This window comes from Oceanobacillus sp. FSL W7-1281 (assembly GCF_037969835.1).
Taxonomy (GTDB): Bacteria; Bacillota; Bacilli; order Bacillales; family Amphibacillaceae; genus Oceanobacillus; species Oceanobacillus oncorhynchi.
In genome coordinates, this window is record NZ_CP150214.1 from 1,434,208 (window position 1) to 1,457,494 (window position 23,287).

20 protein-coding genes are annotated in these 23,287 nt (G+C 38.2%); 14 read left to right on the forward strand and 6 right to left on the reverse strand.

The window, feature by feature from the left end:
• Together MKX55_RS07260 and MKX55_RS07265 are read left to right on the forward strand one after the other, a co-directional pair.
• Complete coding sequence (locus MKX55_RS07260) at nucleotides 1-1,740, forward strand: GMC family oxidoreductase (protein WP_339237203.1); 1,740 nt, start codon at nucleotides 1-3, stop codon at nucleotides 1,738-1,740.
• 38 nt (nucleotides 1,741-1,778) lie between these two features.
• The gene (locus tag MKX55_RS07265) at nucleotides 1,779-1,967 is read left to right on the forward strand and encodes a twin-arginine translocase TatA/TatE family subunit (RefSeq protein ID WP_339183621.1); all 189 of its coding nucleotides are present in this window, start codon (nucleotides 1,779-1,781) and stop codon (nucleotides 1,965-1,967) included.
• Nucleotides 1,968-2,063: 96 nt separating this feature from the next.
• Here MKX55_RS07265 and MKX55_RS07270 read toward each other — a convergent pair whose 3' ends face one another.
• The 3 genes from MKX55_RS07270 to MKX55_RS07280 all read right to left on the reverse strand — a co-directional run bounded on the left by MKX55_RS07270 (nucleotide 2,064) and on the right by MKX55_RS07280 (nucleotide 4,336).
• Complete coding sequence (locus MKX55_RS07270; RefSeq protein ID WP_339237206.1) at nucleotides 2,064-2,549, reverse strand: DUF4188 domain-containing protein; 486 nt, start codon at nucleotides 2,547-2,549, stop codon at nucleotides 2,064-2,066.
• Between the two features lie 20 nt (nucleotides 2,550-2,569).
• The gene (locus MKX55_RS07275) at nucleotides 2,570-3,109 is read right to left on the reverse strand and encodes a PadR family transcriptional regulator (RefSeq protein ID WP_339183625.1); all 540 of its coding nucleotides are present in this window, start codon (nucleotides 3,107-3,109) and stop codon (nucleotides 2,570-2,572) included.
• 228 nt (nucleotides 3,110-3,337) lie between these two features.
• The gene (locus MKX55_RS07280; protein WP_339238455.1) at nucleotides 3,338-4,336 is read right to left on the reverse strand and encodes an NADP-dependent oxidoreductase; all 999 of its coding nucleotides are present in this window, start codon (nucleotides 4,334-4,336) and stop codon (nucleotides 3,338-3,340) included.
• 232 nt (nucleotides 4,337-4,568) lie between these two features.
• On the opposite strand from MKX55_RS07280, the gene MKX55_RS07285 reads away from it, so the two are divergent.
• Nucleotides 4,569-4,922, forward strand: a complete 354-nt coding sequence (locus MKX55_RS07285) for a metalloregulator ArsR/SmtB family transcription factor (protein WP_339237209.1) — start codon at nucleotides 4,569-4,571, stop codon at nucleotides 4,920-4,922.
• A 268-nt stretch (nucleotides 4,923-5,190) separates the two neighbouring features.
• Here MKX55_RS07285 and MKX55_RS07290 read toward each other — a convergent pair whose 3' ends face one another.
• Nucleotides 5,191-6,018 carry a MerR family transcriptional regulator gene (locus MKX55_RS07290; RefSeq protein ID WP_339237212.1) on the reverse strand — a complete coding sequence of 276 codons (828 nt, stop codon included), beginning with the start codon at nucleotides 6,016-6,018 and terminating at the stop codon, nucleotides 5,191-5,193.
• Between the two features lie 101 nt (nucleotides 6,019-6,119).
• On the opposite strand from MKX55_RS07290, the gene MKX55_RS07295 reads away from it, so the two are divergent.
• Together MKX55_RS07295 and MKX55_RS07300 are read left to right on the forward strand one after the other, a co-directional pair.
• Nucleotides 6,120-6,554 carry a small multi-drug export protein gene (locus tag MKX55_RS07295; protein WP_339183651.1) on the forward strand — a complete coding sequence of 145 codons (435 nt, stop codon included), beginning with the start codon at nucleotides 6,120-6,122 and terminating at the stop codon, nucleotides 6,552-6,554.
• Between the two features lie 220 nt (nucleotides 6,555-6,774).
• On the forward strand, nucleotides 6,775-7,674 hold the full coding sequence (locus tag MKX55_RS07300; RefSeq protein WP_339237214.1) for a transposase: 900 nt from the start codon (nucleotides 6,775-6,777) through the stop codon (nucleotides 7,672-7,674).
• Between the two features lie 129 nt (nucleotides 7,675-7,803).
• Here MKX55_RS07300 and MKX55_RS07305 read toward each other — a convergent pair whose 3' ends face one another.
• Nucleotides 7,804-9,846 carry a 3'-5' exonuclease gene (locus MKX55_RS07305; RefSeq protein WP_339183655.1) on the reverse strand — a complete coding sequence of 681 codons (2,043 nt, stop codon included), beginning with the start codon at nucleotides 9,844-9,846 and terminating at the stop codon, nucleotides 7,804-7,806.
• A gap of 355 nt (nucleotides 9,847-10,201) precedes the next feature.
• Here MKX55_RS07305 and MKX55_RS07310 point away from each other — a divergent pair, with 355 nt between their 5' ends.
• The 3 genes from MKX55_RS07310 to MKX55_RS07320 all read left to right on the forward strand — a co-directional run bounded on the left by MKX55_RS07310 (nucleotide 10,202) and on the right by MKX55_RS07320 (nucleotide 12,675).
• Nucleotides 10,202-11,098, forward strand: coding sequence for an NAD(P)/FAD-dependent oxidoreductase (locus tag MKX55_RS07310; protein WP_339237217.1), 897 nt, complete (start codon nucleotides 10,202-10,204; stop codon nucleotides 11,096-11,098).
• Between the two features lie 112 nt (nucleotides 11,099-11,210).
• The gene (locus MKX55_RS07315) at nucleotides 11,211-11,537 is read left to right on the forward strand and encodes a DUF4870 domain-containing protein (RefSeq protein ID WP_339237220.1); all 327 of its coding nucleotides are present in this window, start codon (nucleotides 11,211-11,213) and stop codon (nucleotides 11,535-11,537) included.
• A gap of 241 nt (nucleotides 11,538-11,778) precedes the next feature.
• Entirely contained in the window at nucleotides 11,779-12,675 is an 897-nt protein-coding gene (locus tag MKX55_RS07320; protein WP_339237223.1) for an NAD(P)/FAD-dependent oxidoreductase, read from the forward strand.
• Nucleotides 12,676-12,757: 82 nt separating this feature from the next.
• Here the strand turns inward: MKX55_RS07320 and MKX55_RS07325 are convergent, their stop codons facing one another.
• Nucleotides 12,758-14,224, reverse strand: a complete 1,467-nt coding sequence (locus tag MKX55_RS07325; protein ID WP_339237225.1) for a UDP-N-acetylmuramoyl-L-alanyl-D-glutamate--2,6-diaminopimelate ligase — start codon at nucleotides 14,222-14,224, stop codon at nucleotides 12,758-12,760.
• 824 nt (nucleotides 14,225-15,048) lie between these two features.
• On the opposite strand from MKX55_RS07325, the gene MKX55_RS07330 reads away from it, so the two are divergent.
• The 6 genes from MKX55_RS07330 to MKX55_RS07355 all read left to right on the forward strand — a co-directional run bounded on the left by MKX55_RS07330 (nucleotide 15,049) and on the right by MKX55_RS07355 (nucleotide 23,097).
• Nucleotides 15,049-17,166, forward strand: coding sequence for a penicillin-binding protein 2 (locus MKX55_RS07330; RefSeq protein WP_339237228.1), 2,118 nt, complete (start codon nucleotides 15,049-15,051; stop codon nucleotides 17,164-17,166).
• A 1,438-nt stretch (nucleotides 17,167-18,604) separates the two neighbouring features.
• Nucleotides 18,605-18,874 carry a 30S ribosomal protein S14 gene (rpsN, locus tag MKX55_RS07335; protein WP_339237231.1) on the forward strand — a complete coding sequence of 90 codons (270 nt, stop codon included), beginning with the start codon at nucleotides 18,605-18,607 and terminating at the stop codon, nucleotides 18,872-18,874.
• Nucleotides 18,875-19,023: 149 nt separating this feature from the next.
• Nucleotides 19,024-19,989, forward strand: coding sequence for a GTP-binding protein (locus tag MKX55_RS07340; protein ID WP_339237234.1), 966 nt, complete (start codon nucleotides 19,024-19,026; stop codon nucleotides 19,987-19,989).
• Between the two features lie 46 nt (nucleotides 19,990-20,035).
• Nucleotides 20,036-21,241: a GTP-binding protein gene (locus MKX55_RS07345; RefSeq protein ID WP_339237237.1), complete on the forward strand. Its 1,206-nt coding sequence runs from the start codon at nucleotides 20,036-20,038 to the stop codon at nucleotides 21,239-21,241.
• Nucleotides 21,238-21,780 carry a dCTP deaminase gene (gene dcd / locus MKX55_RS07350; protein WP_339237240.1) on the forward strand — a complete coding sequence of 181 codons (543 nt, stop codon included), beginning with the start codon at nucleotides 21,238-21,240 and terminating at the stop codon, nucleotides 21,778-21,780. The genes MKX55_RS07345 and dcd overlap by 4 nt, the downstream gene beginning before the upstream one ends.
• A gap of 135 nt (nucleotides 21,781-21,915) precedes the next feature.
• Nucleotides 21,916-23,097 (forward strand): GTP-binding protein, encoded by a 1,182-nt coding sequence (locus tag MKX55_RS07355; protein WP_339237242.1) that lies wholly within the window; start codon nucleotides 21,916-21,918, stop codon nucleotides 23,095-23,097.
• The last annotated feature ends 190 nt before the right edge of the window (nucleotides 23,098-23,287 follow it).

A 23,287-nucleotide genomic window follows, 5' to 3' on the forward strand; every position in this document is an offset into this window, starting at 1 on the left:
ATGGCGAAAAAATTAGATAAAGTAGACGTTGTTACGGTAGGAGTTGGCTGGATGGGAGGGATTGTTGCAGCAGAGCTTACAAAAGCAGGGTATCATGTTGTCGGGCTCGATAAGGGAAAAGAAAAAGATATTAAAGATTATCTCCATACGCATGATGAATTGCGGTATCATCTTCGTGGAGAAGGAACAAATAAATTAACAGGGGAAACGATTACTTATAGAAATAAATTAGATCAAGATGCTAAACCAGTAAGAGATCATTCGATGATTGCGTGGGGAGAGGGGATTGGTGGTGGAGGCAGTCACTGGGGAGCACAAACCCATCGGTATTATCCTTATGATTTTGAAATTCGTTCCAAAACAATCGAAAAATATGGAGAAGACAAAATACCTGAAGGAATGACGCTTCAAGATTGGGGCATTACTTATGAGGAATTGGAACCGCATTTTGATAAATTTGAAAAGGTGGCAGGAATTTCTGGAGAACCGGATCCAAATTATCCGGAACGTTCAGATGATTATCCGACACCGCCACTTGTAAAAAATGAGCAGATGCATATGTTTGAAGAGGCAGCTATAAAATTGGGATATAATCCGTTTGTTATCCCAACAGGCACGCTTTCCGAACAATATACGAATCCTGATGGGGAGAAGTTGAATGCATGTCAATACTGTGGTTTTTGTACACCAAATTATTGTGAGTATGGCGCAAAAGCAGATCCAGTGCTAACTGTCATTCCAACAGCACAAAAAACAGGTAATTTTGAATTACGCACCTACTCAAGAGTGATACGGATATTACATGAAAATGGAGAAGCAAAGGGAGTTGTTTATGAAGATACACGAACAGGGGAACAATTTGAACAACCTGCAGATTTAGTTGTATTAACGAGCTTTGTCTTTAATAATATCCGTTTGTTATTATTATCGGAAATAGGTGCACCTTATAATCCAAAGACTGGAGAAGGAATTATCGGCAGAAATTTTACAGATCACCATGGTTCAACTTCTTCTGTTGGGTTATATGATGATAAAAAATTTAATAATTATGTGTCAACAGGTGCTTATGGGATGGCGATAACGAATTTTACTGGGGATCTTATCGACCATACCAATCTTGATTTCTTGCATGGAGCACAGATTGAGGTGCGAATACTGGGAAACACTCCTATTTCTAGTAATGCCATACCAGAAGATACACCGCAATGGGGAAAAGAATTTAAGGAGCGTTCTTTATTTTATTATAATCGTGCTGTAACGTTAGCGAGTCAAAGAGCCACATTGCCATTCAAACATAATTATCTTGATTTAGACCCAACATATACGGACAGCAATGGAGATCCATTGATTCGAATTACTTTTGATTACTCTGATAATGATCGGGGGATACATGATTTTATTCAAGAAAAGCATGCTGAAATTTTAGAAGAGATGGGTGCAACACATATTATTAAATATCCTATGCAAGAGCATTTTGATGGGGTACTTGCCTTCCAGCATAATGGTGGCGGAGCAATCATGGGAGATGACCCGGAAACTTCAGCAGTAAATAGCTATTTACAAATGTGGGATATGAATAATTTATTTGTTTGTGGATCGAGTGCTTTTCCACACTTTGGAGTAACCAATCCTACCACCACAGCTGCTGCTTTAACCTATCGTGCAACGGAAGGAATGATTGAATTTCTTAAAAATGGCGGGCAGCTGGTCGAGGCAAAAAGTCAAAAGAAACAGGTTTAATGTAAGAAAAATATATTGAGAGCTGGAGGAGAGTGTTGATGGGGTTAGCAAACATAGGAATTCCTGGATTAATCCTTATTGTTGTTCTGGCATTAATCATTTTTGGACCGAAAAAATTACCGGAGATTGGTAAAGCAGCTGGAGAAACATTAAGAGAATTTAAGAGCACGGCGAATGATATTATGGAGGATAAAACGGAGGAAGCAGAACCAAAAGATAAAACTTAATCGTAAAACAAAACTCCAAAGACATGTAAGTTTTGGAGTTTTGTTTTTAATAAATAGCCCATTTTTAAGAGGGAAATCTTGAAAATTAAAATTAACTTAGTTTGCTTTCACACATTGCAGCCGTTTACGGGCAGAAGTATGCTGTGCTGTGATAGGAATATGCTTTTTCGCATTCCCCATCCCGAATAATGGCATATTTCGGTAGACGGATTCATAATTGCCAGCTTTTATCTGATAGGTTTCATGATAGAAGCCGACAGCATCATTTTCCCCAACTTTCTTGTTGAAATTCTGCCATGCTTTCAAATGTTTTTTTCCTTTGGCATAAGCGAGTAAATCCTCTGTAGAACGCCAGTATTGAACCATGATGGTAGTGCGCAGGCCAAAATAGCTTTCCATGGAAAGAAATCCTAATTCCTCCTGGTTTTCATACAATTCTCTGATCATACCAGGCATGGCGGTAAACACAGGTCCCCATTTCCGTACCGCCAGCCTTTTATTGATACGCATCCCAATAATAAAAACAACAACATCCTGATCGTTTTCCGTAGTATATCTGCCAGAGTAGATTTTTTTACCCATGGATGATTCCTCCTTAAAAATTAGAGTTCCTTTATTGTGGCGTCACACCATGCAATAGCAGCTTCTGTCACACGTTTTCCATAATCTAAGGTAAACAGCCAATATTTCGCATCATGTTGATGATGGTTATGACGGGCAATGCCTTCTTCGATTCCTTCGTATGTTTGATACAGATTCTTTAGCTTTTGCTTATAATCCTCTAACAGATAGAGACTTTGTTCCTTTGTCTGATGCCTGCCAAAAAACAGCTTCAGCAATACTTCATTCCGCTCGACTGGCAACTGCTTTAAGGGCTTCTCCAGCCAATTTTTTAAAACCTCTTTTCCTTTTTCCGTCAGAAAATATTCCTTACGCTCTGGTTTCCCTTCCTGTGCTGAGGTTTGAACCGTAGCCAAACCTTCTTCCTCCAGCCGCTTTAATGTCGGATAAATCTGTCCATAGCTGATTTTCCAAAAATGGTTCAAGCTATTATCAATAAACTGTTTGATTTCATAGCCTGAACGGCAGTTTGTGGTTAAAATACCGAGTATGGCGTATGTGCTATCATTGTATTTTTGCATTTATCTCACCTGTATCTTTTTGATATATATCATTTAGATATATAATATAGGAGTTTGAGTAGAAAGTAAAGGGCGGAATATTGGATTTATGCTTTTTTCAATTAGCCCAGTTCGTATATACCTTCTAATATGAATAAGCTAACCAGCAGGACAGAATCTTATTTAAAAAGATTCTGTCCTGCTGGTTAAGTAGCGAAAGTTATTTTTTAAACATACATCAAGAACAAGTTACTTTATTTTAATAACAATCTTACCTTTCGCCCTGCCTGATTCTGAATATTCCATTGCTTTTTGTGCATCTTCAAAAGGAATGACCCGATCAATGAATGGTTTGATTTTTTCAGCCTCGATAAGTTCTTTGATTTTATTTAATTGCTCGCCGCTGGGCTTCATGAATAAAAAGTTATATTGCACTTGATATTGCTTTTCCAATTTTGTTAATTTCCTTGAAACCAATCTAAAAGCGATTGTTTTCCAAAAAGGATAATTATTCTCTTTTCCGAAGCGGCCATTTGGGCGGTCAGAGATTGATACAATTTTCCCGCCGGCCTTTAGGATTTTAAACGAATTAACTAAAGCATCACCACCTAAGGTATCATACACATAATCATAATCAGCTAATACTTCTTCAAAATTTTCCTCTCGATAGTTTATGACCTTATCTGCCCCCAGGTTTTCTACTAAATCTTTCCCGGCGTTGCTTGCGGTTGTAGCGACATAAGCTCCCATCTCTTTAGCTAATTGAATCGCAAAGGTTCCAATTCCGCCAGAGCCTGCCTGAATTAAAATTTTGTCTTTCGGCTGAAGGTTTAATATGTCATGAAATGCCTGATAGGTAGTTAACCCAACCAATGGTACAGCTGCCGCTTCTTCAAATGTTACGTTTTCTGGTTTGAATGCAATATCATCCTCATGAATAGCGATATATTCAGCAAACGTTCCGATTCTTGATTTTCTTGGACGCCCATAAACAGAATCTCCAGCTTTAAATTTCGTTACATTTTTTCCGGTTTTGATGACTGTTCCGGAAAAATCATTTCCAAGAATCAATGGCATCTTATAGTTGATGAGCGGCTTTAATTTTCCGTCTCTAATTTTGAAATCAACTGGATTAATACTCGCAGCGTGAATTTCTACTAATACATCGTCATCAGATATTTCAGGAATAGGAACATTCTCCAATTGCATATTTTTTTGTCCATATTTATGAATAAGCATTGCTTTCATTTGTTTTTTCATTTGATAAATCTCCTTATTAGAATAATGGTTTAAACATTTAAACAGTTGAACTAATAATGAATGATAGCTTGATTTTCAAAAAATGTCAACTAATCAAATGAAAAGTAACTTCAAAAATCATTTTCTAATTATGCGCAACGGGTTCATGCTATTGACGTGTTTGAAAATTAATGGTTTAATAATTTGAACAATTGATTATTCAAATGAAACGAGGATATATATGAAAACAAATGAAATAGAGAATTTAAAAAATGAATTTGATGAAGTTAAGGATTTTCTTATCGCTTTAGGGGATGAAAAAAGACAAATCATCATTGTTGCTTTATTGAATGACCATGCTTGTAATGGGTGTCAAGGTTTGCGTGTGATTGATTTAACGGAAGCTACGAAGCTCTCAAGACCAGCTGTATCACATCATTTAAAGATTTTGAAACAAATTGGAATCGTTGATATCCGCCGGGAAGGAACAAAGAATTATTACTATCTTTGCAATGCAGTACCGGAAATGAAAAAGCTGAGGGATTTGCTGGATAATGTTATGTCGGTCATGGCTGAAGGAAACGAGGAAGTGTGAAAAGAATTTAAGTTGTGCGGACCAGTCTGCATGAATATGGAGAAGGTATTAAGACAATAAGTTTATGGCAATATGTTGAGCAGTTGTAAAAGCTGGATATAAGATGAACTATGTGAATTTAAAGGAGGGTCTGTTTTAATTGACCCTCGCAGTTTAAAGCGTACAGATAAGTCCATGTTTTCTATTAGTATGAAGACGGTAATTTTATTGGTTTATCACAATATAACTCTGATTAAACGGATACAGAGCAAGCAATACTGCAGGACGCTTATTTATTTTTCTCTACTTCAATCATTATTTTTATTACGTAATTTGCTCTTACATTCAAACTGCTCCCATCCATTAGGTATAGATACTCTTCAAAGCTGTCACCACAAATATGATATCCTGCCTCATTCAAATAATCTTTTATTTGTTCATATGTTTGATACGTATGCATATAGCTTCCTTTATGGTAGCCAATGACATATTTTCCGGCTTTTTTCTCAAATGTTTCTGTTAAATGAAGCTGGTTCTCACGCAAATAGAAATAGGAATAATTTAAATAATCTCCTGTTTCTATTTGTTCGTGGCGAATAAGAGCGCCCCAATTTTCCACATTGATTTCGCCATGTTTTACATATTTCATAAACGATATGACCATTTTTGTGATGTCTTTATGTGATTGATTTAAAATATTTTCGCTTAATACAATCTGCTCTGCTTCCATATCCTCGATAGTAAATTGATCAAGGTCTAATTGTGATGCTTCTTCCATTTGTTTTTTCTGATTTTTAATGAGGTGCTGGATACGCTGCATTTTCCGGATTTTTATATCCACCAGTTTTTCTTTTTCCGTTAATAAATCAGTGATTTTCTTTGTATTTTTAGATTGTAAAAAATCTTTGATTTCAGCTAAAGACATTCCAATTTCTTTTAACATATCAATCATGCTATAGGCCTCAGCTTGTTGAATTGTGTAATAACGATATCCATTTTCATTTTTGTATTCGGGTTCTAACAGACCAATTTCATCATAATGGAATAGCGTTTGCTTTTTCACATCACATAAATTTGCAAATTCTCCAGTTGTCATCAATTTTTTGGCAGAGTCCATTTTATCACCAACTTTACGCTTGAGTATACGGTAACCATATACTTTATATTATACTATAGGAATCAGGAAAATGTAGTGTAAGAAAAAAGGAGAATCTATTTATGTTAAATTATTTGAGCTTAGCAGCTACTGCATGGTTTATTGGGTTCTTTCCAATGTTTGAAATATATATTGCAATTCCAGCTACGATGGTGATGGGATTAGATGCGGTTTCTTCCATTATCTGGTCCAGTTTTGGGAATTTTCTTCCGATCCCGTTCATTGCTTTTTTCTATCAGCTTCTTGCAAAATCGGAACGTATTAAGAAATGGCTGGATAAATTAGCAAACAGCAGGTATAAGCATCGTATCGAAAAGCAGGGACCGTTAGTCGTTGTCTTGCTTACACCGATTATTGGTTCTTGGGCTGTTGCAGTGATTGCTAATGGAATTGGGATGAATAAGGTGAAGTTATTCATATCCGCTGGTGCAAGTATTTTGGTATATGGGATTGTTATTGCAGTTCTAACATATTATGGTGTCGCTTTTGTAGGCTGATAAAATGCAGCAGAAATATAAATCCACCTATGCAGCTGGAGTAGGTGGATATAGTTTGGTAATGCTGCTTATTTCAAGTTAGGAGATTTTATCGCAGTGTGACTGGATGAGACTGAGACTGAGATTGGGACTTTGATTCCTCGCTCCATTGAAAATAAGACTATCTTTATTTTTAAATGATTGGTAAAATAAAGACAATTCAAAGAAAGGAAGTGTTCTATTGTTTACATTCCCGGTTATTTACGAAGAAAAAGCAGACTACATGAAGCATGATCGGCTGACAAAAAAGCTGATACAAGAGTTTTTTGAAGAATTTATCGAAGCTTTTTTCCCCAATCTCTATCCCTACATTGACTTCTCCAACGTGTCCTTCCTTGAGCAAGAAGTGTATCTGGACTATATCAATGGCCGTAAAAAGGAAATAGACGTTCTCGCAGCAGTAAAGCTGAACCACCAAGACAAAATACTCCATATTCATACCGAAGCCCAATCAACTCATGAAGCGGATTTCCCCGAAAGGATGTTTCTCTATTTTTCTTACCTTTACGCCAAACACCGCAAACCCATTCAACCCATCGCTGTTTTGAGTTATAATAGGGAAAAAGAAGAATCGACGCAATTCAGAATCGATACCCCCACCCAAGACGTCCTTCAATTTAACTTTTTACAATTACATTTAATCAAGAAAGACTGGAGAGCATATATTCAATCAGACAATCCGGCCGCCGCAGCATTGCTCAGTCAAATGGGCTATGAAGAGCATGAGCGGGTTCAGGTAAAGCTGGAGTTTCTGCGTATGGTCACCCGGATGAAAATCAACCCGGCGCAAATGGAGTTTCTATATGGCTATTTCGAGACTTATCTAAAACTAAACAAAGAGGAGGAAGCGCAAATGATGGAGCAAATGGAAAACTTACCGGAGGAGGAAAAAGAAGTGGTACTGCAGCTGCCGAATTCTTATTTTGAGAGAGGAAAAGAGGAAGGGATAGAAAAAGGAAAGCAAGAAATCGTTTTAAAATTGATAAAAAAGGGCATGTCTATCAGCGAAGTAGCAGAAATTACAGAGTACAGCGAAGTAGAGATTAAAAAGCTTGCAGGCAAGCAAGGAAAAGAAGAATAGGTAATCCGCATGCTATAGTATAAAAAAAGTGAGCAGGTTATATTTCAAACTGCTCACTTTTTATACTGAAATAAAAAGCAACTGCCACCAGCCAAATGAATCCCGTTTCATCTCTGTCTAATTTAATATTTATTCATTAGAAATCAGCTTCGATGCATTTCCGCTGTGAATAACGGATAAATGATGCAGCGCTCTGGTACAGCCAACATATAATAACTTTGCAGCTTGCTCGGTCGCCGGATAATGCTTTTCATCCACATCAATCATTAAGACAGTATCAAATTCCAGCCCTTTGGATACATACACAGGCAATAAGGAAATTCCTCCTTCATACGACTTATCCTCGGTAGTAATCATGGTTAACTCTGGAATCTTTTCTTTTAGCTTCGGATAAATTGCATTACAATCAGCTTCCGATCTTAAAATAACTGCAATGGTCTTCATCTCTTTATTTTTCATATCATGTATCCAGCTTGTAATTTTCTCTAATTTTTCCTTTGTATCTACTTGTTGGATCTGTACCTCCTCACCGCTTCGAAATACCGGTTCTGCATAGGCCGGACGATTGGCAAGATGACGGAGAATGATGTTGGAAAACGCAATAATCTCATAAGTGGAGCGGTAGCTTTTTGTCATTTGGAAGAATTTTGAGCGGGATGTGCCGAAAAGGTCAATAAAGTTTTCCCACTCGTCAATTCCTTCGTTGCTGTGAATACCTTGTGCTAAATCTCCTAATATCGTAAATGACGCTGTTTTTGTCCGTGCATGCAATACAGAAACCTGATAGGGGGAAAAATCCTGTGCTTCATCAATCACCACATGATCAAATCGCTCGTCTCTTTCAATTCCATACCAATAATCATGAATATCGAGCAGGGGAGCCAGGTCATCTAAAGTTATTTTATCCTTAGGCGGCAAAAGGTCCGTTCTTTCCATCTTTTTTAAGATTTGTGCGTACAGTTCATAAGGTTTTCTTTTTTTCCATTTCCGTAAATATCTTCTTAATTCCTTTTTGCCATCTTTACGTGCTTGCTCCTGTTCTTTTTTCTCTTCATACATCTTAGCTTCTATTTCTATCCAGCGTGTCAATTTTGCTTTAAGCCTATCATATTTTTTTGTGACCGGATTGTCTTTAAAATCTGCTTCAATCCAATTGTTAATTTGTTCTAAGGGGACGCCTCGCTTATTTTCCCAGGGAATAAAATCTTCTTCCGGAATCCAATCCTTTTCTAATTGTGATAACTGCTCCCTAATTTGCTGCTGGAATTCTAAAGAACCTTTCCAATTAGTTTGTTCCACTGTGCCGGATTCAAAAAATGCTTTCCTTCTTTCGCTAAGAGATTCCAGCTTACATTTCGGATCATCGATAATGGAGGTCATGACCCATTTTGGAAAGGTGGTCTGGACAATATCTCCGACCCCTAATTCCGGCAATACTTGTGAAATATAATCAAGAAAGATGGTATTCGGTGCAAAAATAATCATCCGGTGCGCCGTTAATTGCTCCCGGTATTCATATAATAAATAAGCTAATCGATGCAGTGCCACAGTGGTTTTTCCGCTTCCGGCAACACCTTGGATTATAACAGCCTTGTTTAAAGGATAACGGATGATTTCATTCTGCTCTCCCTGGATGGTTGCAACAATATCACGAAGTTTATTATCCTTTTGGTCTTCCAGCTTATATAATAAGAATTCATCTCCTCCTGAAGCTTCCTGCTCTCCACGAATATAGCGGTCTACCACTCTTTGCAGCTCCTGATTATAAGTGACGATATTTCTTTTTAAATAAATTTCACCCTCTACGATGCCGTCTGGTGAAAGATAGTAGACGTCATCCTCACTCCCGCTAAAGCCATAGAACAGGCTGGCTATCGGGGCACGCCAATCCGTAATCAGAACATCTCCGGTATGCTCATCAAAAACCCCGGCTTTCCCGATATAGGTGGCTTTCACTTCCTCATTTTCTTCTTCTTTAAAATCAAGACGGGCAAAATAAGGTTCCTTTTTAGCAATCGTCAGAGATTCTCTTACACGCTGTCGGCTGTCTTCCAATACGTTTTCTGTAAAATCATCGCCGATATATTCCGGTATTTCGGCTAAACGTTCATATTGCTTATTGATAATTGCTAAGGTTCCATGTAATACCTTTTTTTCTTCCTCAAATGCCATTGCGAATCCCCCTTAACTGAATGTCTTGTTCATTTTAGCAATGAAATTAAGAAAAAAATAGACTTATATATTTCGTTGATGTATACTATTAAATACAGTCATGCCAAAAAATAAAATTACATATAATGGAAAACACTTGAAGAAGCGAATCCTTTTTCAAGTGTTTTTTTGGAATAAAAATGTAAATCTAATTCAAGTAGAGAAGCTTTGTGGATAACAATGAATTATTCGAAGGGCTTTCATTTTCCTATGATGTGAATTGTATTGCCTTCCATCTTGATAAAGCACAGAGATTCCTTTATAGTAAATTCATCATTACGAAATTTCATCCTGCAGTAAAAAGGAGGAAATCATCATGTTGTATGATTGCGCAGTTATTGGAGGAGGACCTGCCGGATTAAATGCATCGCTTATTTTAGGCAGGGGTAGAAAAGAAGTTATTTTATTTGATGACGATACACCTCGTAATGCCATAACACAGGAATCTCATAATTTTATTACCAGAGACGGGATTCATCCAGCAGCATTTAAAAAAGCGGCTTATGAAGATTTAAATAAATATCCAACGATTTCCGTTGAAAGAAATCAAGTGGTTGATATTGTTCCGGCTGCCTCTTATTTTCAGATTCAAACAGGGAGAGGGCAGGTCTTTGATGCGCAAAGAATTATTTTGGCAACGGGATTAAAAGATATTCTTCCTGAGATAGAAGGTATCCAACAATTTTACGGAACAAGTCTTTTCGGATGCCCGTACTGTGATGGGTGGGAGCTGAAAGATCTTCCATTGGTTTATATTGCTGCATATCCACATGCTTTTAACAGTGTGAAAATGGTTTCGAATTGGAGCAAGGATATTGTTGTTTGCACAAATGGGAAGGATAGTATATCTCCAGAGGAAAAAGCTATCCTAGCACAAAAGAATATTCCGGTTATAGAAGACGAAATTTTGCGGCTGCAAGGAGAAGGCGGGCAATTAAAAAGCATTCAATTTAAGAATGGGAAGGAACTCCGTCGCGAAGCCGGGTTTATTTCGTATAAATTACAGCAGGCTGCACCATTTGCCGGGCGTCTGGGTTTAGAATCCAATGGCGCGGGGGGAATTAGAATAGATCCCTATGGACGCACAAGCAGGAAAGGTGTATATGCTGCAGGAGATAATGCCGGCGGTCTGCCTCAGCAGATTGTAGCTGCGGCTGAAGGAAGCAAAGCGGCGATAAGTGTACTCAGTGATTACGTGGCAGAAAACTTTTAAATAATTTATTGTTTACATACACCCTTTTATCATTAAAAGAGGGTGTATTTTTGAGGAAGGAAATGATAAAATAACTTCCTTATTATTAGAGAATATTGAAGGAGTTTATTGGATGGAAGGGAATAAATTATTATCATCATTATGTTATTTTAGTATCTTTTTTGCGCCATTTTTATTTCCGATTTTGGTATGGATTCTTGGAGAGGAGGAAACAAAAGGGCACGCGAAGAAAGCCTTATGGACACATCTTATTCCAATTATCGCAACCATCATTGCAGGAATCATTATCTTTTCAATTGGCATCGGACAAGTTTGGACAGATGAAGTAAGCGGCGGATTATTTATTGCAATGATAATTGCGATAGCTATTTGCTTTATCATTGATATTTATTATTTTATCTGGAATATTGTTAAGGGGATCAAGGTGCTAAGCTCTTAATAACGAATTCAGAAATGAAATATAAAAATAAGTAGAATCTATTAGAAGACGGGATATTTTTCTATAGGTTCTTTTATTTTACATAAAGTACAGATTGAAGTAAAAAAGAATCTCATCAGCTTCTGCTTGAATCAAAGAATGGATAAGAAAGAATCTCCCTGCTTGATAAATCGTAATCATTACGATATAGTTAATAAAAATTACGCAAAACAGAACCTGCGTAACGAAGGAGGAGATTATATTGGTATATGATTGTGCTGTTATCGGGGGAGGCCCTGCCGGGTTAAATGCATCTCTTGTTTTAGGCAGAGGAAAAAAAGAAGTAATTTTATTGGATAATGATGCCCCGCGCAATGCTGTCACACAGGAATCTCATAATTTTATTACCAGGGATGGCGTGAAACCAGCTGAGTTTCGGAAAGCGGCCCATGCAGATTTAAAAAAGTATCCGAATATAGTGATTCAAAAAGACCGGGTGACTGATATAGATTCGGCTGCTTCTCCTTTTCGCATTCACACAGAAGCAGGGAAGGATTACGAAGCAAAAACCATTATTCTGGCGACAGGACTGAAGGATGTATTGCCTGATATCCAAGGAATCCATGATTTTTATGGAAAGAGTCTGTTTGCCTGTCCTTTCTGTGATGGATGGGAGCTAAAGGATACGCCGCTGGTTTATATTGCTGATGGAGAATTTTCTTTTCATGGTATAAAGATGATATCTAATTGGAATACGGATATAGCCGTTTGTACAAATGGCAAGGAAAGCTTCTCTGCGGAAGAAAGGGATATTTTGAAGCAAAAGCAAATTGAGGTTATAGATGACGAAATTTTACGATTGCAAGGAGAAAATGGGCAATTAAAAGCAATTTTATTTAAAAATGGAAACGAATTGTATAAAGAAGCTGGTTTTATATCTTATAAAATGGAGCAGGCTGCCCCTTTTGCTGAGCGCCTGGGTTTAGAATTGAACGATATGGGTGGAATTAAAACAGATTCGCAAGGGCGGACAAGTATCAAAGGGATTTATGCCGGCGGAGATACTGCATCTGGTCCGCCGCAGCTGATTATTGCTGCAAGTGAAGGGAGTAAAGCGGCGATAGGGGTGATTAGTGATTTTGTGGAGGAAACATTTTAAATCATAAATTGATAAGTGAAACCTTATTCAGCAGGGATTTTCTTTTTACCCCTTGCGGAATGAGGTTTCACTTTATTCGCAGCTATTTTAATAAATTACGCAGTTTTAAATGTTCCTTTTCTAACACCCTTTTCCCTTCTTTTTGCAAAACATACTCCACAGTTTCTCTATCGGAGCTCACTGGCAAACTGAAATCCAAGCGATAACGTTCATTTCCTTTCCCCGTGATGATTACCCAGTCTTTTTCCGCTGCCTTTTCAATAGCATACTGTATAGCTAAGGTGCGATCTGAAATAACCTGTCCTTCGTTTAGTTCATTGAGCTCCTGCAGCATAGCAGCAGAGGGGACGCCATTTAAGTCATCAAATGTAAGAATGATTTCATCCGCCAGTTTTTTAGAAACAGTTATCATTTTATTTCTTTTACTGGAATCTCTGTCTCCTCTAAAACCAAAAACATGAAAGACTTTTTCGGCGCCCTCGATTTTAGCAGTTGTAAGACAATTAGAAAAAGCTTCTGCAGTATGGGCATAATCTACAACGATTGTGGTTCCGTTTGTGCGCCTGAATATTTCAAACCTTCCAGGAACACCAGAGAATGTACGTAATGCGTTTATAATTTGCGGAACAGGTACGCCTATTTGTGAAGCTGTCAAAAAAGCCATCGCCGCATTATACGTATTATGCTGTCCCAGGATAGTTAATTGAAGGGGAAGGTTACATCCTTTATAGGAGATTTCAGAAAAATCAGGGGTTATTTTATTTATCTTTAGCGCATCGCTTTCTTTATTCCCTAAAGTAATTAAGGAGAAATTACGGGATGGAAGCATGCTGCTAAGCTTTGCTCCCCATTCATTATAGTTGTTGATAATCGCATATCCATGAGCTTTTAAGGTTTTAAACATTTTTGCTTTGGTGAAGAAATAATCTTCCATCGTGTGATGATAATCGAGATGGTCGTGGTCTAAATTGGTAAACAGAACAAAATCAAATTCAATCCCATGTATCCTGCCCTGCGCTATTCCATGTGAAGAAACCTCCATAATAACAAATTCGTCCTTACTTATTGCCAGATGCTTTTGCAGACTCAGCGCATCGGGTGTTGTATTCAGCGAAGGATACGTTTCCCCATTGATTATCGTGTTTACGGATCCAAACATGGCACATGTATGACCAGACTCCTCTAAAATATGTTTTATCATATAAGCTGTCGTGGTTTTCCCGTTTGTACCGGTGATACCAATTATTTTTTTGTCTTTTGCGGGGTTTCCGTAAAATTCAGAAGCTATTTCAGCTAAAGCCAGACGGCTGTCAGGAACTCGAATATATGGTACGGATAACTCTTGGAGGTCTTCTTCTCCTATAATACAAACCGCACCGGCCTTGATTGCCTGATTAATAAAATCATGACCATTAAAACTGTATCCCTTTATAGCGATGAATAAGTCATTTTCATCTACAGATTTGGAATTCGTTGTTATTTTATTGATTATCATATTCGGTATACTCATCGGTTTACTAATATTTTTCAATAGTTGTTGTAAATTCATGTGTTGTCACCTCTTAAACATAGGGAATGATACGGGAGAATGTAATATTACCTTAGGTTTTGCCATTTGAAGATAATTTATTATAATGATGGGCAGGTAATTTGCCATCGAGAAGAAATAAATTCGTCATGGGAAATCCCGATAGAAGAGAGGCTGTAAAAATTTCAAAGTATATGCTTTAAAATATGGCGATTCTTCTAGTAAGGAAAGCTTATAACGCAGGTGCTTTAATAATTTATTATCATTATTATGTAGGAAGAGAAGAAGCAAAGGCAAATTCAAAGTAAATATATTTCTTCTCTTCCAGAATCAATGGAGATATCCCTTTTAAATAGCTGTTTGGGCGTTAGTATAACCACTGATCATTTAAAAAATTCTCTGTGAAAAATGGCTGATTGTCATTATTAAAATCGACACCAACTCCTAATTCAGCAAAGTTATCCTGTAATATATTCTCTCGGAGCTCTTTGGAATTCATTAATCCCTGGTGAGCAAAAACACTGCTGAATTGTCCATAGGTCAGGTTCTCGTTAGAAAAATAACTGCCTCATATCTTATAAAGGGATTTTTTATAAAACAGGGTTTATTTATACAAGGAAAGAGGTATTAAATAGATGAAAAAGCGTACCAATATTAAAAAGAAATTTCTGAAAACATTAAAACGGATTGATTAACTTGATATGTACATACTTGAGCTTTACAATCTGAAATGGGAATAACCAACAGAATGAATTATTTTAAATTTGTTGCTCAATCAGCTGACAAAGTATTTCAAGAAAGATATCATTTGATAATATACTTGAAATAGAACAAGGAGGGGAAAAGTGGCAGACAAAAAAAATAAGAAAAAACGAGCCCCGCTCTCTATACGTATGAATATCCTCTTTTTTGCTATCTTCCTATTATTTTCTGCGCTCGTACTTCAGTTAGGTGTTGTTCAGATTTTAAATGGAGAATCGTATCAAGATGAAATTCAGAGGACGAATTTAGATACAACGAACGTACCCGTACCCCGGGGGAAAATCTATGATACCAATGGAGAACTTATTGTAGATAATGAAGCAATGTATTCTATTACGTACACACCTTCGAATGATGTGCAAGCAGAGGAGCGTCTGGAAGTAGCTGAAAAGCTGGCGCAATATATCGATATGGGTGATGAACAAACCATCGATCGAATCACAGACAGAGATAGAAGAGAATATTATCTATTGCATCATGAGGAAGAGATAGAAGAGCGGCTAGAGACGGTCAATACAGAAGAAATGGAGAATTCCGAGGTATATGATGCCACGCTGGAATTAATCACAGATGAAGAAATTTCCGATTTTACAGATGATGAATTAGAGATTATTGCGATAAAAAAAGAATTGGATAGTGCCTATGCTTTAACCCCGCAGGTTGTCAAAAATGAAGATGTCACAGCCGAGGAATATGCAGCTGTAGCGGAAAATTTAGATGAACTGCCTGGAATCAATGCCAGCACAGATTGGGACCGCATTTATCCAAATGGAGACACGTTAACTAGTATTCTAGGCAACGTCTCCAGTCAGGAAGAAGGTATTCCTGAAGAGGATTTGAATGCTTACTTAACAATGGGCTACAGCAGAAACGATCGTGTTGGTACAAGTGGACTTGAGGAGCAATATGAAGATTTCCTTCGCGGTCGTAAAGAACAAATCCAATATACGACAAGCCAAAATGGATCGATTATCGGTTCAGAAACGATTGTGGACGGCGAACGGGGAAAAGATTTAGTATTAACGACAGATTTAGAATTTCAGCAGGAAGTGGATGATATTTTATTAGATGAATTTCAATCCATGAAAGCAAGCAGCCCATATGAAAATCGGTTTGCAACCAATGCCTATGCTGTTGTTATGAATCCGAAAACGGGAGAACTGTTAGCCACTTCTGGTGTAGAATATGATACCGAGAATGATGAATATAATAATAATGCCGGGTTTACAGCGTTGGCTAACGCGCATGAGCCTGGTTCCAGTATTAAAGGGGCAACAATTCTGGCAGGTTATGATTCCGAAGTTATTTCTCCCGGGGAAACGTTTAACGATGCACCGATGCGGCTGGCAGGATCGGAAGTGAAAAGGTCGGTTCAAGATATGGGAACGGTAAATGATTTAACTGCACTGGAAAGGTCCTCTAACGTTTATATGTTCTATGTCGCCTTGCGGTTAGGGGGAGACTATCGTCATCCGATGCCGCGAAATGCCAATTTAGATATAAACATGGGTGAAACCTTGCAAACCCTGCAAAATTATTTTAATCAATTCGGACTCGGTTCGACTACAGGAGTGGACTTCCCATATGAGAGTACTGGATTAAGAGGACAGGTTCCTGATAATCCAGGGAATCTGCTTGATTTTGTCATCGGGCAGTATGATACGTATACGACCATGCAGCTTGCTCAGTATGTATCCACGATTGCGAATGATGGCTATCGTGTTCAGCCTCATTTCTTAAAGGAAGCCCGTGATCCAGTTGCTTCCATGGATGAGTTTGGCCCATTGTATTATTCGTCCAATACAACGACGATGAACCGAATTGAGATGACAGATGATGAAATTAGTCGTGTGCAGGACGGGTTTCGTCTTTCCTATCAAGGGTCACAAGGAACAGGTAATGATTATTTCGATGATAAATCATATAACCCGGCAGGAAAAACAGGGACAGCAGAGTCAGCGGAATTTGTTGATGGAGAGCGGTTTGACCTCAATAATTTAACCTTAGTCGGGTATGCACCATTTGATGATCCGGAAATTGCTTTTGCAGTAGTTGTACCGCATGTTGGAATTGGTGAAGGAGATCAGATTAACTTAAAAGTTGGAGAACGTGTTTTAGATTCCTATTTTGAAGTCAAAGAAGATCACGACGAAGAAGCTGAGGATTCTGATGGTGATAGTGATAATGAAGAGGAAGAATAATCAACGTTTACTATCTCCTATATTGTATGGATGAAGATAAAAAAACTATATTAGAAATTATAGTAAACCGTGATGTGAACTAACCACATCACGGTTTATAAATGATTAGGATTAGCTTTCTAACCCTTGAGCTAAAGCTAATGCAAAATCATCTCTAGAAGAGTACCGCATGATTACAATATTTTTTGCATCTGTATTGTGTAAAATCTTTTTCCAGGTTGGAAAAACGTTATCGAATGATTTTTGGTACTGGTGCTTTAGAAACAAATATCACGAAAGCTGCCAAAAATTAAAAAGTACACAGCCGGTATTAACAAGATAACTGCAACAAGCCGCCTAAGGTATTCTTTTTTATAAAAACAGATTCATCAATAATTACGGTACTGTTTTTTCAGTGTCAGGCATCTCTTAATTTTTGTCGTATAAGGGGTATATTTCTCATTTGCTTGGTTAAATTACATAGAAGAATTATTAAATTAAATAAAATGATAAAAGGGCTGATAAAATTGAGAAATGTTTATTTTACAATAGGGCTTACGCTTATTCTATACTTCTCAATAGGGTTGCCTAAAGCAGGAGCAGAAATTATTGAGGGAGACACGACGACGGATGAAATAGAACACAATTGGGAAATATCAAGCACTAATTATGAAATAATCCACGTTGACACACATGAATATACTTATTGGAAAAATTTCCTCAGGGAAACACGCACCTGTGATGTTTTTCATAAAATAAAAACCGTCGTGTATTATTGTGATATCCATGGCCATACAAAGTCAGAGTCACATTTAGTGGAAGTAATTCATAGCGAGAAACATACATAGAGAGAATCGGCTTACTATGAAAAGGTTAATCCGATTCTTTTTTTTCTGTACTTATTCCTAATTGGGAAAGATTACTGTTAAAATAGATGGTTGTTTAAAAAAGACATGGGAATCAAAAATTTATATAGAAATAGGAGTGGCCGTATCCTATCCTTCGTCGGAATTCAAGCATTTCCAAGGTTGAGCGAAGGAGAATCCGAACAGCAGGTTAGGATGATGAAATTGCTGATGCGGTATTACGGCTAAGCAGTTAATCCTCAAGCTTTGTTATCGTGCAGTCTATTGCTGCGAACGGCGGCGTTACAATGAAATAAAGCAGCTTATCAATCATGGATATCTGACTCTACTTGGGGGCAGGTGTCCATGTTTTTTTACTTTGACGATTCTAATGTTCGCAGCTGGAACAGGAACCTTCTATTAATTATTGTACAAATTTTTTATTACAGGTAGGGTTAACCTTTGCGGCTATCAGATAAAAAAACTAAAACGTAATAATTACTGTTTACATATTTAATAAAATAGTTTATAATGAATTCCATTCGTAATCGTTACGATTCAAATTTATTAAGAAATACAAAATAAAGAGTACTATTGAAAGGAGAAAGTGTAAAATGGCTAAAAAGTCAAAAGTTGCAAAAGAGAAAAAACGCCAGCAAATGGTTGCACAATATGCAGAATTACGAAGAGAGCTAAAAGCAAAAGGAGATTATGAAGCGCTTCGTAAACTGCCTCGGGATTCTTCACCAACCCGTTTGAAAAGTCGTTGTGAGGTTACAGGCAGACCACGCGGATATATGCGTAAATTCAACATGTCCCGTATTACTTTTAGAGAATATGCGCATAAAGGACAAGTGCCTGGCGTGAAGAAAGCCAGCTGGTAATCAAATCATGCAGTTATCTAAGCAGCAGTATCATCTAAGCTGACGCTGTATTTTCATGTACCACACGATATAAGATAGGAAAGAAAACAGCTTTTAACGGATACTTGGCGGAAAGCTGTTTTCTCTTTCATGAATAAGGAGGAAAAGCATTGTCACAAGAAAGCCCCATTCCAGTAACGATTCTAACTGGTTTCTTAGGTGCCGGCAAAACGACATTGTTAAATAAACTGCTGCATGATATGCCCAATGAGAAGGCTGCTGTGATCATTAATGAGTTTGGTGATACATCGATTGATAGTCAATTAGTGATACGAACAAAAGAAGAAATCGTTGAAATTAACAGCGGCTGTATTTGCTGTAATGTGCGTGGTGATTTGATCAGCTTGTTAACTGATTTAATGAAGCAGGAAGAAAAAGTGGACCGCATTGTCATTGAAACAACAGGCATGGCGAATCCGGCTCCAGTTATTCAAACGTTTTTGATGGACGAGCAGATGGCTGATACCTTTGAAATCGACAGCGTAATTACGATGGTTGATGCCAAGCATATTAAGCTGCATCTACAGGAAGAGGAGCCGGAGCAGCAGATTGCATTTGCCGATATTTTGCTCGTGAACAAGACCGATTTGATTACAGAAGACGAAAGAAAGCAGCTGGAAGCACAGTTAACGCATATGAATCCAAATGCCCAGCAGTTTTATACGACATATGGAAACATAGATACCAAAGAATTAATCGAAAAAAAATCGTTTGATTTAGATTATGCCTTAAACATTGACCCTGAGCTGTTAACAGAAACGCATCACCATCATCATAATCATCACGTAACATCCTTTGTATTTCAAGATGACCGTCCGCTTGATTTAGATAAAGTGAATAAATGGTTTGCTTACTTAGTTCGTATCAAAGGGGAGAGCCTCTACCGTTACAAAGGAGTTCTTTCCATTAAACAAATGGAGCAAAAAGTGGTGTTTCAAGGAGTGCATATGCTCTTTGCAGGTACAGAAGGCGATGTATGGACAAAGGATGAAAAGCGTAAAAGCGAGGTTGTTATTATTGGAAAGCATCTTGACCATCAAGAATTGGAAAAAGGCTTTCAATATTGCCTTGCTTAATTTTTGATAATTAAAACGTAATGATTACGATTAGGAGGATGAACATATGAAAAGGATCCCTGTTACGGTATTAAGCGGGTATTTAGGTTCTGGAAAAACAACGTTATTAAATCATGTCTTACATAACCGGGAAGGGTTAAAGGTGGCGGTCATCGTCAATGACATGAGTGAGGTCAATATTGATAGTGAGCTGGTCCAATCCCAAGGCGGATTTTCACGGACAGAGGAAAAGTTGGTTGAAATGTCTAACGGCTGCATCTGCTGCACACTGCGGGAGGATTTATTAGTAGAAGTGGAAAAACTCGTAAAACAAGGAGAGTTCGATCATATATTGATTGAGTCTTCTGGTATTAGTGAACCGATTCCGGTAGCCCAAACCTTCTCATATATTGATGAAACGATGGATATTGATTTAACCCAATATAGCCGATTGGATACCATGGTTACCGTTGTTGATGCGAACCGTTTCTGGCACGATTTCGGTTCAGGCGATTCGCTTCTTGACCGGAAACAGGCGGTCAGTGATGTGGATGAACGAAATATTGCTGATTTATTAATTGATCAAATTGAATTCTGTAATGTCCTTATTCTCAATAAAACGGATTTAGTCAAAGCAGAGGATTTAGATAAGCTGGAGAAGGTGATTCGTACCTTACAGCCGGAAGCAAAAATCATCCGCACGCAGCATTGTAAGATAGATTTACAGGAAATTGTCAATACGAATTTATTTGATTTTGAGAAGGCCAGCGAGTCAGCCGGCTGGTTACAGGAATTAAATGCAGGCGTGGAAAATCATACGCCGGAAACTGAAGAATACGGGATCAGTTCCTTTGTATACCGGTCCAGATTGCCATTTCATACGGAACGGCTGGTAAGCTGGTATCAGGATTTGCCAAGAGAAATTGTCCGCATGAAAGGCGTTGTCTGGTGTGCAACGCATAATGATTTAGCCTTATTGCTATCGCAGGCAGGCCCTTCTGTCGAGGTGGAACCGTTAGCTTATTGGGTCGATTCGCTGCCAAAAGCCCAGCAAAGGGAAATATTCGAGAATAATCCGGAGGTCAGAGAGCTGTGGGATCCGCAATTTGGAGACCGCCATACCAAGCTGGTATTCATTGGCATGGACTTGGATAAGGAGCAGATAACGGAGGATTTAGAACGCTGCCTGTTGAGTGAAACAGAAATGGATGAAGACTGGTCCGCGTTTAGAAATCCATTTCCATGGCAGCTATCCGGGAGTGCGAAGGCGTGATTTTATCAGGACAAACGATAAAACAGCATGTTGATGATAAGCAGTTAACAATTATCCCTTTTCAGGAATTAAGTGTTCAACCAGCTTCGATTGATTTACGGCTGGGGAACGATTTTTTAGTTGTTGATGACTTGTCCACGCCCTATTTATCGGTTGACAAGACAGCGGATTATCGAAAAGTCAAGATAGCAGAGAAAGAAACGATAACGATTCCGCCGCAAAGTTTTATATTAGGGACGACATTAGAGCAAATTGGTCTCCCGGAACAGTTAACTGCCTTTGTGGAAGGAAGAAGCTCGATCGGTCGGCTCGGTGTTTTTATTCAAAATGCAGGCTGGATCGATCCGGGATTTTCTGGACAAATTACACTGGAATTGTTTAATGCAAATCGCGTGCCTGTTCAGCTGCAGGCCGGAATGCGAGTTTGCCAGCTGGTTATTGCCAAGGTGGATCAGAAAACGGAAGGGTATAGTGGAAAGTACTTGTATCAGCAAGGGACGACACCTAGCCGTGTTTATTTGGACAAGGAAAGGACTTAAATCCTTCGTTAGCGGAGAGGAAGCTTCTTTTAAAGACAAAAAATATAGGAATAAAGACGTTTAGTTGGCTGTAATGCTGTCATTTCCAGAATGACGGTTACAGCCAGTTCATCTGTAAGAAAGGTGTGAAATAAAGTGAGCAAGAAAATACCAGTAACGGTGTTAAGCGGATTTCTAGGTGCAGGGAAAACAACCCTGCTGAATCATCTGCTTCAAAATCAGCAAGGATTGAAAATAGCCGTTATCGTGAATGATATGAGTGAAATAAATGTGGATGCCAAATTAGTCAAAGAAGGCGGCTTTATCCGTACGGAAGAAAATATGGTGGAAATGACTAATGGCTGTATTTGCTGCACATTAAGAGAAGACTTGATTGTAGAGCTGGAAAAACTCGCAGAACTCGATATCGATTATGTATTGATTGAATCAAGCGGTGTGTCGGAACCAATTCCGGTTGCGCAAAGCTTTGTCTATGCGGATGATGAATTAGGAATCGAATTAAATGCCTTATTCCAGCTTGATACGATGGTAACGGTCATCGATGGACATCAGTTTTGGAAGGATTATCAATCAGAGGATTTATTGATGGACCGCGGGATGGAAGTCGCTGAGGATGATGAAAGAGGGATTGTCGATTTACTGGTAGACCAGATTGAATTTGCCAATGTGATTATTTTAAATAAAACAGATCAGATGACGGAGGAAGATATTACTTCATTAAAGAGTTTACTTTATAAGCTAAACCCGGATGCGAAGTTTATCACAGCAGTCTTCGGGAAAGTAGATCCGTTACAGGTGTTTCAAACCGGGCAATTTGACTTTGAAAAAGCAAAGCATGGCGCCGGCTGGATCAAGGAATTGAATGAGGAGCATATACCGGAAACAGAAGAGTATGGGATCAGTTCCTTTGTTTATCGAAGCAGAAAACCGTTTCATCCCGAGCGTTTTCAAGGATGGCTGGAAAATTGGCCAAAGGAAATCCTCCGGGCGAAAGGCTTCTTTTGGTTAGTCACCAGAAATAATGTAGCGGGATTTTTATCCCAGGCAGGCTCAATGATGACACTGGAAGGAGCCGGCAGATGGCTGGCAAGCTATTCGGAAGCAGAACAGGAAGCATTAAAAGTGCAGGACCCCTCTTTGTTTGAGGACTGGGATGAGCAGGCCGGGGATCGGATGACAGAGCTTGTTTTGATTGGCAGCGAGATGGATAAGGAAGGGATTACGGCGTCGTTGGATGCTTGTTTAGTGACGGAGGAGGAAGCGGGGCAGGATATTTCTGATTTTGTGGATGATTTACCTGCTTTTCCTGTGGTTTAAAGAAATTTATTATATTAAAATTCAAGTATAAGAGGGGAAGAATGCATAAGTTATGTATTCTTCCCCTCTTATACTATAGGAAAACAAGAAGTTTAAGTGGAGAAATTAATGATAATAAATATTTTTACAAATAAAAGTGCAAAGTAAAATAGGTGATTCATTCAAGTAAAATATACTTATATGTTATCCT